This window comes from Alienimonas sp. DA493 (assembly GCF_043951915.1).
GTDB lineage: Bacteria > Planctomycetota > Planctomycetia > Planctomycetales > Planctomycetaceae > Alienimonas.
In genome coordinates, this window is the sequence record NZ_JBINJD010000150.1 from 1 (window position 1) to 12,296 (window position 12,296).

Here is a 12,296-nt window from a genome sequence, read left to right on the forward strand (position 1 = left end):
GGTCCGCACAGCGGACCCTACGCCCATGACCCCCGCCGCCCTCGCCCACGTCACCCGTCGTCACTTCCTGCGGGACGCCTCCGCCGGGTTGGTGGGCGGGATTTGGCTCTCGCAGCGCCTCGCCGCGGCGAACGAGTCCGCGGGCCCGCCGGCCGGGCCGCCGCACGCGGCCCGGGCGAAGCGGGTCATCCACCTGCACATGGTCGGAGCGCCGAGCCAGCTGGAACTGTTCGACTATCGCCCGGCCCTGCAAAAGTACGACGGCAAGGACTGCCCGCAGGAGTATTTAGAGGGGCAGCGGTTCGCCTTCATCCAGGGCGTGCCGCAGTTGCTCGGCCCGCAGTTCCCCTTCGAAAAGCGGGGCGAGAGCGGCCACCCGGTCTCCGACCGCCTGCCGCACTTCGCCGGCGCCGTGCCCGGCTACGGCTGTCCGGCGGACGAAGTCTGCTTCTTCAAAACCGTGCAGTCCGACCAGTTCAACCACGGGCCGGCTCAATTAATGGCCCACACCGGCGACCCGCGGATGGGCAAGCCGAGCGTCGGCGCTTGGACGACCTGGGGGCTGGGGACCGAAAACGAGAACCTGCCCGGCTTCATGGTGCTGCTCTCCGGCGGCCGTCCGCCGCGGGCCGGCAACGCCCTGTGGGGGTCGGGCTTTTTGCCGGGCGTGTATCAGGGCGTGCAGTGCCGCAGCGGCGGGCCGGCGATCCTCAACGTCGAGAACCCGCGGGGCGTCTCCCGGACCGCCCGCCGGGCGGCGCTGGATACGCTGCGGGAATTGAACGAACTCGCCCACCAGGAGTTCGGCGACCCGGCGACCCTCACCCGGATCGAGCAGTACGAACTCGCCTACCGCATGCAGGCCGCCGTGCCGGAGGCGACCGACCTCTCCGGCGAGACGAAAGAAACGCACGAATTATACGGCACGACGGACGGCGCCAGCCTGGCCAACAACTGCCTGCTGGCCCGCCGGCTGGCGGAGCGGGGCGTGCGGTACATCCAACTGTTCGACTGGGGCTGGGACAGCCACGGCGCCGGCAAAAACGAGGCCCTCAACCACGGCTTCAAAGATAAGTGCCGGGAGATGGACAAACCGGTCGCCGCGTTGATCGCCGACCTCAAACGCCGGGGAATGCTGGACGATACGCTGGTGATCTGGGGCGGGGAGTTCGGCCGCACGCCCATGCGGGAGAATCGCGGCGGCACGACGATGGCGATGATCGGCCGCGACCATAACCCCCACGCCTTCACCTGGTGGATGGCCGGCGGCGGCGTCAAACCGGGGGCCACGGTGGGCGAGACGGACGAACTGGGCTACCTCCCCGCCGACACCCCCGTGCCGCTCCGCGACGTGCACGCGACCGTGCAGCACCTGCTCGGCTTCGACCACGAAAAACTGTCCGTCCCGTTCCGCGGGCTGAACCAGAAACTCACCGGCGTGAAGCCCGCCCGCGTCGTCACCGAGGCGCTGGCGTGAGCCAGGGGGCGACGTGAGCCAGGGGGCGACGTGAGCGGGGGAGCGACGGCAACCCGGCGACAACCTGACGACAAACCGGCAAATTAAAGACCGACGCCGCGCCGGTCGTTCGCCGCCGCTCGGGGCGGCGTTAGAATACGTCTCACGTTTGCTCGCCGCGTGATCCTCCGACTGCGAACTGAGACGCTGTTTTGTCCGATCATTTCATTGCGGGGCGCGCCGCCGGCCGCACGTTTTCAACGCTCGGCCGGACGGTCGGGCTGTCCGCCCTCCTGATGACCGCCGTCGTCGCGGCGCCGGGCTGCTCGTCCGGCGAAAGCGGGGCGGTCGATCCCGGCGACGAAGGCCCGCCGGAGCAGATGGTCCCGCCGGAAAACACGGCCGCTCCCCCGGCGGTCGCCCGCTGACGTTCGGAAGCTTTCCCCTCCGCCCGCCGTAGAAACCGTCCCGGCAGACCGGGCGATTCGTACGGCGGGCGGTTTTCGCTGCGCCGCCGACGCTCCGGGGCGATCTCTCTCGGCCAAGAAAAACGCCCCGATCGGCCGTCGGCCGATCGGGGCAACGTTGCGACGGGGCGGGAAAGTCGTTCGGAGAACGACCGCGTCGGCTCAGAAGGCGTCGTCCACCACTTCGCCGCCGTCACGCGAGCCCAAGGCGCCCCACGTGCCGTAATTCGACGGACCGAACGTCGCGTTCGGCAACGAGAGGTCGCCGGTGTCGATCGTTTCGGAGATAAAGTTGACGGAGCCGTCCACCAGGCAGACCTGCACGCCGCCGTTGTGGTAGCTGCCGGCGGAGTGGATGCCGCCCGCGGCGTAGCCGTACCGGGCCCCGCCCCAGTCGCCCGTGTCGCAGGAGGGGCCGTTCGGCGGGAGGATCGTCATGAAGCCGGTGATCGAGGGATAGCCCATGGCGTAGTTCCGCCCCTTCTGCAGATGAATGGCGGACACGCCGGACCCGGTCTGATAGAAGCCCGGCTTGTCCCCGGACGCGGCCGTCACGACGTCCAGGCAGTCCCGCTTGGGGTTCATGTACTGGTAGGCGTCGGCGTAGGTGTCCGCCTTCTCCAGTTCGTCGACCTGGGCCACGGCCCCCTGGTAGGTCGGGGAGCCGCCGGTGCGGCCGATCTCGCCGAACAACAGCGTGTTGCTGGAACCGTCTCGGACGGCCGAGATGCCGAAGTGCGGACGGCTCGCCTCCGCATTCGTCGCGCCGGCGTAACCGATCATGGCGCCGCCCATCCCGCGCCACGCCGGCCGGGCCCGTTTCACGAAGTATTCGCGGCCGTCGTACATGATCACCTGGCCGTTGTCGCCCCAGTTCAGCCCGTAGTTGGTGTTGCCGCTGCCGGTCGGTTCCGTGGGGTCCGAGGGGCAGAGGAGCGTCTTGAACTGGTGGGCGAACGGCGGGTAGCCGTTGCTGGTATTAATGTTCGGCCACATGCCGAACGGCACGAAGGTGGTGGTTTCGGTCGTCAGCGGGCGGCTGATCTGGTTCCAGTAGGCCGTCTCGTCCAGGTAGGGAGCGAGCATCGGGAACAGGCTCCAGTCGGCGATGGTGCCTTGCGGTCCCGACCACCCGCCGTCCGGGTTGCCGATGCCGGTCGTTCCGGAGGGGAAGGTTTTATAGGTGCTGTGATAGTTGTGCATGGCCAGCCCCAGCTGCTTGAGGTTGTTCTGGCACTGGCTTTTGCGGGCGGCCTCGCGGGCCTGCTGCACCGCGGGGAGCAGGAGGGAGACGAGAATCGCGATGATCGCGATGACCACCAGCAGTTCGATCAGCGTAAAGCCGGGGCGCGTCGGCTGCGTTCGGGGTCGAGACATCGTGGACGTGAGATGAAAAAGGGGGCGGGCGCCCCCTCCGGCGAGGACGGGGCGGCGGGAGGCGACGGGCCGGAGGTGCGGCGCCGTCGAGAAGGTCAATTCATGCTCGACCGTCCCGGACGGACTCACAAGACCGGCGCCCCGCCTCCGCCGCGCGATAATCGCGATTCGCGGACTGAAATGTGCGTATCGACGGCGGCTTGCGTATCGCGCTCGCAGCGGCGCCGGCGCCGTTTGCGGGCGGCCTGATTCCGGTCCCGAACCGGGGGGCGGCCGGGCTGCCGCCGGCCGCGGTCGGCGCCTGCCTTGGCGGAGGCGCTCGCGGAGGGGCCGCGCGACGTCGCCGCCGCGCAAAGAAGAACGCCCGGCGATTGTCGCCGGGCGTTCGGGATGCGAGTGGACGCGGGCGGACTCGAACCACCGACCTCCACGATGTCAACGTGGCGATCTAACCAACTGATCTACGCGTCCCGGTTCGTTAGCCGTCCCCGTGAAGAGGGCGGCGAACGTTCGGCGGACACGATAGACCGCGACGGGTTCGCGGTCAATCACGCCGCCGGTCAATCAGGCCGCAGGTTCGTTCGCCCCGCCGACCGGCACGCCCACGGCCTTCGTCAGCGCCGCGGTCAGGGCCGCGTCGCCCTGCGGGTAGGTCGCGGCGATGCGGACGGCGAAGATCGGCAGGGGGGGCGAGAAGCCCGCGAACGCCGCCGTCCGCAGCTTCACGAGGTCCTTTTCCGTGCAGAGCAGGGCGGTCGCCCCGGCGTCGGCGGCCCGGCGGGCGATCGCCGTCACGTCGGCCGGCGTGTGAGCGTGGTGGTCCGGGCGGGGCTCGAAGGTCGCCGCGTTCGCCCCCAGACCCTCCAGGGTGGCCCGGAAGCCGGCCGGGTTGCCGATGCCGCAGAAGGCCCCCACGGTCGCCCCCCGGACCGTCCCCAACGGCTCGGCGGCGCCGGCGACGTCGATCAGCGTCGTCGGGGCGAACGCGACCGGCACGACGGGCACGCCGGGCGCCCGGTCCGTGAGGGCCGCTTCGACGGCGGCCCGCTCGTCGGGGGTGATCGCGTCGCAGCGGGTCAGCAGGATCAGGTCGGCCCGCCGCCGCAGCGCCGAGGGACTCTCCCGCAGCAACCCGGCCGGCAGCACGCGGCCGCGGCAGCCGGCCCGCCGCAGACTGCCGGGGCCGAAGGGGGCGGTGGCGTCGATCAGCGCCAGGTTCAGGTCGCGGCCCAGCCGGCGGTGCTGGAAGCCGTCGTCCAGCACCAAGCAGTCCGCCCCGCGCTCCCGCAGGGCGTGCTCCGCCCCGGCGACGCGGTCCGGGTTCTGCACCTGGGGGACGCCGGGCATCAGGGCGTCGAGGAGCAGTTTCTCGTCGTTCGCCCCCTCGCCCTCCAAAGACTTGTAGCCCCGCGACAGCGCCGCCGGCCGCTTGCCGGCCGCCCGCAACCGCAGGCAGAGGTCGGCGACGATCGGCGTCTTGCCGGTCCCCCCGCAGGTCAGGTTTCCCACGGAGATCACCGGCGCCCCGACCCGGCGAACCCGCTTCAGCCCCGCGTCGTACGCCGCGTTGCGGGCCCGCACCGCCAGCCCGTACGGCAGCGACGCCGACAGCAGCCCCAGCCGCAGGGCCGCGGCCCACGGCCCCCGCGTGCGGCCGGAGATCAGATCGAGGAGGGCGGCTTCGGTCACGGGGACGTTGTACGCGCGAGGCGAGCGGCCGGGGAACCGCACATCCCCCCGGCCGCGGGAATGACGAACGAGGAATGTCGAATGACGAACGGGGACGATAGCCTGAGGGGAGCCTTCGTCATTCCTCATTCGACATTCGTCATTCCCCCGTATGGCGCCCGACGATCTCGACACGGCGGATCTCGAAGCCGCCCTCGGTCACGCCTTCGCCGACCGCGGGCTGCTGCGGCGCTGCCTGACGCACTCGTCGCTGGCCCGCACGCCGTTGGAGTCGAACGAGCGGCTGGAGTTTCTGGGGGACGCGATCCTCGGGGCGGCGGTGTGCGAACGGCTGTACGCCGCCCGGCCGGACCTGTCGGAGGGGGAACTGACGAAGTTGAAAAGCGCCCTCGTCTCCCGCCGCAACTGCGCGCTGCTGGCGGACCGGTTGGACCTGGAGCCGCGGATCCGCACCGGCAAGGGGCTCGCCGGCGCCGTGCGGGCGACCGGGCGGCCGGGCCGAGTGCCGCGGAGCGTGCTCAGCAACGCCTTCGAGGCGGTGATCGCGGGGGTGTACCTCGACGGCGGCTGGGAGGCCGCCCGCGCCTGCGTGAACCGCCTGCTGGACGCCGCCGAGAACGACCCGGCCCCGGCTCCCGCTCCAGCGCTCCCCGGTTCGCCGTCGTCGCAGGGCGACGCGCCCCCCGCGCGCCGCGGCGGCGACGGGGTGAACTATAAGAGCCGTTTACAACACCGCACCCAAACCGCCGGCCACGGCCCGCCGAGCTACGAACTGCTGGAAGCGACCGGCCCGGACCATGCGAGAACGTTCACCGTGCGGGCGGTGATCGCCGGCGTGCGCTACCCGTCCGGTTCCGGCGGCACGAAAAAGGCCGCCGAACAGGCCGCCGCCGCCGCCGCGCTGGCGGAGTTGGAGGGGTGAAGAACGTCCGAGCCGCGACCGTCAGGGAGCCGGCCGCTCTCGGACATTGAGTATTGAACGCGGCGCCGAAAAGGGGGCCGACGCCGCGGACTCGCTCGGATCATCGAGAACGGCCCCTCCCTCACGGTCGGGGCTCGGGGTGACGCACTCACGCCTTCACGACCGTGCCCAGCGCCTCCAGCCCCCGGGTCGCCCCGCGGGAGTCGATCACCAGCGGGGCGTGTTTCACGACGGTTTCGTAGTCGACCGCGTCGTGGTCGGTGGCGATCAAAACGCAGTCCAACCCCTTTAAAAACTCCGGGGCGAGCGTTTCGCTGACGAGGTCGGGCGGGTCCGGGTAGTTCCGCTTGCCGCGGGGCATCCGGGGGATGTGCGGGTCGTGGTAGCTCAGTTCCGCCCCCAGCTCGCCCAGCCGCCGGAGCAGTTCGAAGCTGGGGCTCTCGCGGTGGTCGTCCACGTTCTTTTTATAGGCCAGGCCCAGCACGCAGATTTTGCTGCCCCGCACCGGCTTCGTCGCGTCGTTCAACGCCGCAATCACCTTGCCGACGACGTACTCCGGCATCGAGGTGTTCACCTCGCCGGCCAGTTCGATAAACCGGGTGTTGAGGCCCTGCCGGCGGGCCAGCCAGGTGAGGTAGAACGGGTCGATCGGGATGCAGTGCCCGCCCAGCCCCGGGCCGGGGTAGAACGCCTGGAAGCCGAACGGCTTTGTTTTGGCGGCCTCGATCACCTCCCACACGTCCACGTGCATGCGGTCCAGCAGGACCTTGAGTTCGTTCACCAGGGCGATGTTCACGGCCCGGTAGGTGTTCTCGAGAATCTTGCAGGCCTCGGCGACCTCCGGGCTGCCGACGGGGATCACCTTCACCACGGCCGCCTCGTACAGGAGGCGGGCCAACTCCCCGCTGACCTCGTCCAGCCCGCCGACGACCTTGGGGATGCCGGCGGCGGTGTAGTCCGGGTTGCCGGGGTCCTCCCGCTCCGGGCTGTAGGCGAGGAAGTAGTCCTCCCCGGCCGTCAGTCCGCTCTCGGCAAGAATCGGCAGCAGCACGTCCCGGGTGGTGCCGGGGTAGGTGGTGCTTTCGAGAGCCACCAACTGCCCGGGCCGCAGGACCTTGGCGATCGCCCGGGCGCTGCCCTCGACGTAGGAGAGGTCCGGGTCGCGGGCGTCGGTCAGGGGGGTGGGAACGCAGATGAGCAGCACGTCCGGCTCGTTCAGCCGGGCGAAGTCGTCGGTCGGCTCGAAGGCGTCGTCGCGGAGCCAGGCGGCGATCTTCGCGCCCGGCACGTGCTTGATGTAGCTGCGGCCGTCCCGCAGGGCGTCCACCTTCGCCCGGTCGGTGTCGAAGCCGATCGTCTTGAACCCGGCGCCGACGAAGGCGTCCAGCAGCGGCAGGCCGACGTACCCCAGCCCGATCACCCCGACCCGGGCGGTGCGGTTCTGCAGGGCGGCCCGGAGGCCTGCGGCGGGGGAGGGCGGGGCGGCGGACATGCCGGCAGGATAGCCGCGGTCCTCGCCCGTGGAGAGCCGCCGGGACCCGCGGGGAGCGACCGGCTGAGCCGGTTTTGCGGGTTCCCCCCGTCGATCGCCCCCCCGCGGCGGTCGTACGGTGACGCCTCCCTCGTCGACCGCACCCCCTCGCCCCGGCCCCCGCCGTGAACCGCTTCCTGTCCCACGCGCTGCTGTCCGCGGGTCTCGCGGCGGCGGTTCCGACCGCCGCGTCCGCCGCCGACCCGCCGTTGCTCGCCGGCCCGCCGACCGTCGGCGGCGAGGAGCAGGGGGACGCCGACGCCGCGCCGCCGCCCCCGCTGCCCTCGCCGGCGGCTCCCGCGCGGGAGACGGCGCCGCCCGTCCCGCCGCCGCCGCCGCCGCCGCCGTCGTCCCCGCGGGACGGCGCCCCCGCCGGCGAGGCCGCGGATCTGACGATCACCGAACTGCCGGGGAACGAGCCGCAGCTCTTTGAGGAGTCGGACACCGCGGACGAGGAGTGGCGGAACCGCCTCGCCGCCCCGTCGGAGAACGCCGCCGGGAATCGGTCGTCGGACGCGTCCCGGGCCGTTCCGCCGGAGCCGCAACCGCCCGAACCGCTCCCGCCGCTCTCCTCGGAGCGGGAGTCCGGGTATCGCCCCGTGCCCGAACGGAACCCGTCGGCCGCGGAGGCGGGCACGTCCCTGCGGGACCAGTACCCGATCACCGTCGTGCCGCCCGACCCGTCGCCCGTCGCCGCCCCGGCGCCGGAGTTCGACACGGACCGGGGATACGACCGCGTCCCCTCGGCGACCCCGCAGCCGGACGCGTCCGCCCGCCGCCCGGACCGCCCGCGGACGGAGGGCGTGGCGCTGTCGAACAGCGTGTGGGACACGACCTACACCAGCGTGACCGGGCACTTGGTGCGGGGCGAGGTGCGGTTCTCCGGCAACGGCGGCACCGTGCTGGGCGGGGAGGGGCGGTTCTCGAACCTCACCTTCACCCCCGCCGCGAACGGCCGGCCGGCCCGGATTGCGGGCGATTGGGTGATGAACGGCTTCACCGGCACGGTCGCCTGGGACCTGCTGACGGCCGACATGACGAACGGTCCGCCGCGGCTGGAAGGTTCCTGGACGCTCACCGGCGGCCCCCCGGGGACGTGGCGGAGGACGGGCTCCTGGAACGGCACGCTCGCCGCCGACCAGAACGCCCCGCCGGACACGACCGCGACGATCCTCGCCGAACCGACCCAGACCGCCCCGCGGACCAGCGGCGTCCCGCGGACCGCCCCCGCCCCGCAATCGAACCCCGCCCCGCAGGCCGCGCCGCAACGCCGGCCGCTCCCCCGCCGCTTCCCGCGGCTGTTCCGTCGGCGGGGCAATTAGAAGGCTTTTCCGCTGACCGTCGCGAGGCTTACCAGCCCGGAGCGCAAGCTCCGGCCGTACGTCCTGGCCGCGTCGGCTGCGCCGACGGCCGATGTTTGCGCATCGGGCTGGTGTTGAACGTGAGCGGCCTCAGCCGTAGCGCCACCAGAGCAGGCCGCAGCCGACGGCGTAGCTCGCTGCGAAGCCGAGCGTGCCGCAGACGATCTCGCCGACGACCGCCTTCCACCCCCCGCCCGGCAGCCGGCGGGCCAGCAGGGCGCAGGGGATCGCGGCCGGCGGGCCGGCGAGGAACGACCACTCGAACGCCAGCCCCAGCCGCCGGCAGAGCCAGTAATACAGCCCGAACAGCGCCAGCAGGCCGACGGCGACGACGTCGTCGGTCCGCTTCGCCCCCGGCCGCGACGCCACCCCCGCCGTCGCCCACAGTGCCGCGTGCAGCGCCAGCGGCCAGGTGAACAGGAACGACCTGGCCGCGTGCCCGAGCGCAGTCGTCCCCGCCGCCCCCAGCAGAAACGCCCAGAGGCACCACCACAGACGGAACCGGGCGACGAATCCTCCGGCGGGGCGCCGGCCGAACATTCCCGCGAACCCGCAAGCGACCCCGGCGGCGGCCCAATACAGGAGCAGGCAGACGACGAACCAATCCCGCAGCATGCGGCGGGTGGGGGCGTCCATCATATATTCCGGCTCGACCGGCAGCACGGCGGCGTTCCAGTCGGTCGCGGGAGTCAGGTCGCCGGTGGTGCGGGAGTCGGCGGGAGTCGCGGACTCCCGCTTGTCTCTCGCGGCGTCTCCCGTGGGGGCGTCGCTGAGCCGCACGGCGACGGCCCGGTCTTGGTGGCGGGCAAACAGCACGCCGTCGGTGAGCAGCGGTTTCGTCCAGACGACCGCCCCCGGCAGCAGCGGGGTGCGGCCCAGTTCCTCGTACCGCTCCGGCGTCGCCCGGGCGAGGATCAATTCGCCGGAGTCGTTGAGCATCAGCAGGCGTTCGCCGTCGCTGAGCACGCTGGATTGGCCGATCGCCTCCGGCTCGGCGCTGCGGCGGGCCTTCATGGTGCCGACGGTCCAACGGATCTCCCCGGTGAGGAAGTCCACGCAGCGGAAGGCCCCGCGGCTGGGCCGGTGCGGCTTGGCCTGAACGTCGTGCAGATCGAACCCGTACAGACTCTCGCCGACGAGGAGGGAAGAGCAGACGTCGTTGCTGAGAACCTCGCTCCGCCACGCCCGCCGCACGCCGGGCGGGTCGGCCGTCAGTTCCAGCAGTTCCGACCCGGCCCGGAACGGACCGCTGATCCAGAGGTGCGGCTCCCGATAAATCGGCCGGGCGGCGTGTTCGTCGTAGCCCTCCGACAGCTTTTCCCGCCACAGTTGCTCCCCCGTCTCCCGGTCGAAGGCGACGAGGGCGTTTCGCAGATAGCCCAGAACCAGCGGCCGGCCGTCGAGTTCAATGCAGACGGCCGGGCAGTGGCTCGCCGGGTCGGCCCCGCTGCGCCAGAGCGTGGCGCCGGTGGCCGGATCGAGGGCGACCATCGCCGCGTCCTCGCCGCCGACGGGCAGGAATAATTGGCCGTCGGCGAGAACCGGCGGGCAGGAGTAGCCGAACTCCACCGGCTCCGCGGCGAAGCGTTCGTACAAGTCGAACCCCCACAGCCGCTCGCCGGTCTCCGCGTCCAAACAGCCGACGGTGCCGTGCGGCTCCGTATAAAAGACTCGGCCGTTATGCACCGCGGGGGCCGATCGCGGGCCGGGGTAGAGGCCGGCGGGGTCCCAGGCGTGGGCGGTGCGGCGGCTCCACCGCGTCTCGCCGGTCGCGGCGTCGAGGCAGAGGACCGACTGCCCCAACAGCGATTGGCCCTGCGTATAAATCGAGTCGCCGGCGGCCGCGAAGCCGCTGTAGCCCTGGCCGAAATCCGCCTCCCACAGCACCGGCAGGCCGGCAGCGGGAAACGTCTCCGGCAGCGGCTCGTAGGCTCGCGGCTCGACCTCGGCGGCCCCCGCCGCGGCGGCGAGGAGCAGGGCGGCGAGGGAGGTCAGCGGCGTCACCCCGACAGCGTACCCGTCTCCGGCCGGGGATTGCCCGCGGGTGGACGCCCCGCACGCCGACCGGCGCGAACCCCCGTGCCGCGATCGGGCCGCGGGCGACAGGCTGGGAGCCCTCCCGCATTCCCCCCGCCCCGCACCGAGCCCCTCCCATGAAAGCCGTCGTCTGGCACGATATCGGCGACATCCGCCTCGATAACGTCCCCGAGCCCAAGCTCAAAGACCCCACCGACGCAATCGTCCGCCTGACCGCCAGCGCCATCTGCGGCACGGACCTGCACTTCGTCCGCGGCACGATGCCGGGGATGAAGGCCGGCACGATCCTCGGGCACGAGGGTGTCGGCGTGGTGGAGGAGGTCGGCAAAAACGTGCGGAACCTCTCGCCCGGCGACCGCGTCGTCATTCCCTCCACCATCGCCTGCGGGCACTGTTCCTATTGCCGGAGCGGCTACCAGGCCCAGTGCGACGAGGCGAACCCCAACGGCCGGGAGGCCGGCACCGCCTTCTACGGCGGCCCGGCGAACACCGGCCCCTTCGACGGCTTGCAGGCCGAATACGCCCGCGTTCCCTACGCGAACACGGGCTTGGTGAAGCTCGGCGAGGCCGTTACCGACGACGAGGCGATCTTAATCTCCGACATCTTCCCCACCGGCTATTTCGGGGCGGAAATGGCGGAGATCGAACCCGGGGACACCGTCTGCGTGTTCGGCTGCGGGCCGGTGGGGATGTTCGCGATCCTCTCCGCCCAGTTGATGGACGCCGGCCGGGTGCTGGCGGTGGACTGCGTGCCGGACCGCCTCGCCAAGGCCCGCGACCGCGGGGCGGAGGTGATCAATTTCAACGAGGAGGACCCGGTTCAGGCCATTAAAGAGCTGACCGGCGGCATCGGCGTGGACCGGGCGATCGACGCCGTCGGCGTGGACGCCGAACCCCCGACGGCCGGCCCGGCGAAGGCCGCCGCGGACAAGCTGGCCCAGGAGTTCCGCCTCGAAGTCCGCAAGGCCGCCCCCAACGCGAACCCGGACGCCGACCGCTCCAAGGGCGAATGGGAGCCCGGTCAGGCGCCCAGCCAGGTGCTGCGGTGGGCCGTCGAGGGGCTGGCGAAGGCCGGGACGCTGTCGATCATCGGCGTCTACCCGCCGACCGCGATGGTGTTCCCCATCGGGCAGGCGATGAACAAGAACCTGACCATGAACATGGGGAACTGCCACCACCGGCATTACATCCCCCGGCTCGTCGAGATCGTGCAGGCGGGCCGCGTGCGGCCGACGGACGTCCTGACCGTGGAGGAGGAGCTGACGGACGCGATCAGCGCCTACAAGCAGTTCGACGAACGCAAGGCCGGTTGGATGAAGGTGGAGCTGGACCCGGCGAAGTCGTCCCGCCGCGTGAGCTGACCGCGTGAGCTTGCGGGTTGTTCGTCCCTCCCGCCCCGCAAGCGGGCGAGTTGCCGCCGGGCGGGCGGGGGGGAGTGGCGAAGCGAGGGGCGGGG

Annotated in this window: 9 protein-coding genes and 1 tRNA gene; 5 read left to right on the plus strand and 5 right to left on the minus strand. The window is 71.7% G+C overall.

Going from position 1 to position 12,296, the window contains the following annotated elements; genetic code table 11:
- The first annotated feature begins 25 nt into the window (after window positions 1-25).
- Together ACG2DA_RS18110 and ACG2DA_RS18115 are read left to right on the plus strand one after the other, a co-directional pair.
- A complete protein-coding gene (locus ACG2DA_RS18110; RefSeq protein ID WP_395257423.1) occupies window positions 26-1,477 on the plus strand; it encodes a DUF1501 domain-containing protein in 1,452 nt (483 codons plus the stop codon).
- Window positions 1,478-1,752: 275 nt separating this feature from the next.
- A complete protein-coding gene (locus ACG2DA_RS18115; RefSeq protein ID WP_395257407.1) occupies window positions 1,753-1,884 on the plus strand; it encodes a hypothetical protein in 132 nt (43 codons plus the stop codon).
- Window positions 1,885-2,085: 201 nt separating this feature from the next.
- On the opposite strand, the gene ACG2DA_RS18120 is transcribed toward ACG2DA_RS18115, so the two are convergent.
- From ACG2DA_RS18120 to lpxK, 3 genes are all read right to left on the minus strand, one after another.
- Window positions 2,086-3,300 carry a DUF1559 domain-containing protein gene (locus ACG2DA_RS18120; protein WP_395257409.1) on the minus strand — a complete coding sequence of 405 codons (1,215 nt, stop codon included), beginning with the start codon at window positions 3,298-3,300 and terminating at the stop codon, window positions 2,086-2,088.
- Between the two features lie 397 nt (window positions 3,301-3,697).
- Window positions 3,698-3,771 (minus strand) — tRNA-Val (locus ACG2DA_RS18125).
- 93 nt (window positions 3,772-3,864) lie between these two features.
- The gene (lpxK, locus tag ACG2DA_RS18130) at window positions 3,865-4,989 is read right to left on the minus strand and encodes a tetraacyldisaccharide 4'-kinase (protein ID WP_395257411.1); all 1,125 of its coding nucleotides are present in this window, start codon (window positions 4,987-4,989) and stop codon (window positions 3,865-3,867) included.
- Between the two features lie 151 nt (window positions 4,990-5,140).
- Here lpxK and ACG2DA_RS18135 point away from each other — a divergent pair, with 151 nt between their 5' ends.
- Window positions 5,141-5,911, plus strand: a complete 771-nt coding sequence (locus ACG2DA_RS18135; RefSeq protein WP_395257413.1) for a ribonuclease III family protein — start codon at window positions 5,141-5,143, stop codon at window positions 5,909-5,911.
- 148 nt (window positions 5,912-6,059) lie between these two features.
- Here ACG2DA_RS18135 and ACG2DA_RS18140 read toward each other — a convergent pair whose 3' ends face one another.
- The gene (locus ACG2DA_RS18140; RefSeq protein ID WP_395257415.1) at window positions 6,060-7,403 is read right to left on the minus strand and encodes a nucleotide sugar dehydrogenase; all 1,344 of its coding nucleotides are present in this window, start codon (window positions 7,401-7,403) and stop codon (window positions 6,060-6,062) included.
- Between the two features lie 164 nt (window positions 7,404-7,567).
- On the opposite strand from ACG2DA_RS18140, the gene ACG2DA_RS18145 reads away from it, so the two are divergent.
- Window positions 7,568-8,764 carry a hypothetical protein gene (locus tag ACG2DA_RS18145; protein ID WP_395257417.1) on the plus strand — a complete coding sequence of 399 codons (1,197 nt, stop codon included), beginning with the start codon at window positions 7,568-7,570 and terminating at the stop codon, window positions 8,762-8,764.
- A gap of 129 nt (window positions 8,765-8,893) precedes the next feature.
- On the opposite strand, the gene ACG2DA_RS18150 is transcribed toward ACG2DA_RS18145, so the two are convergent.
- On the minus strand, window positions 8,894-10,807 hold the full coding sequence (locus tag ACG2DA_RS18150) for a PQQ-binding-like beta-propeller repeat protein (protein WP_395257419.1): 1,914 nt from the start codon (window positions 10,805-10,807) through the stop codon (window positions 8,894-8,896).
- Between the two features lie 149 nt (window positions 10,808-10,956).
- Between ACG2DA_RS18150 and ACG2DA_RS18155 the strand changes: the two genes are divergently transcribed.
- Window positions 10,957-12,201: a zinc-dependent alcohol dehydrogenase gene (locus ACG2DA_RS18155; protein ID WP_395257421.1), complete on the plus strand. Its 1,245-nt coding sequence runs from the start codon at window positions 10,957-10,959 to the stop codon at window positions 12,199-12,201.
- Window positions 12,202-12,296: the final 95 nt, after the last annotated feature.

Excerpts from the sequence above, each read along its gene's own strand:
- ACG2DA_RS18110 (WP_395257423.1), top strand. The coding sequence starts at position 26 with ATGACCCCCGCCGCCCTCGCCCACGTCACCCGTCGTCACTTCCTGCGG.
- ACG2DA_RS18115 (WP_395257407.1), top strand. The coding sequence starts at position 1,753 with ATGACCGCCGTCGTCGCGGCGCCGGGCTGCTCGTCCGGCGAAAGCGGG.
- ACG2DA_RS18120 (WP_395257409.1), bottom strand. The coding sequence starts at position 3,300 with ATGTCTCGACCCCGAACGCAGCCGACGCGCCCCGGCTTTACGCTGATC.
- ACG2DA_RS18135 (WP_395257413.1), top strand. The coding sequence starts at position 5,141 with ATGGCGCCCGACGATCTCGACACGGCGGATCTCGAAGCCGCCCTCGGT.
- ACG2DA_RS18140 (WP_395257415.1), bottom strand. The coding sequence starts at position 7,403 with ATGTCCGCCGCCCCGCCCTCCCCCGCCGCAGGCCTCCGGGCCGCCCTG.
- ACG2DA_RS18155 (WP_395257421.1), top strand. The coding sequence starts at position 10,957 with ATGAAAGCCGTCGTCTGGCACGATATCGGCGACATCCGCCTCGATAAC.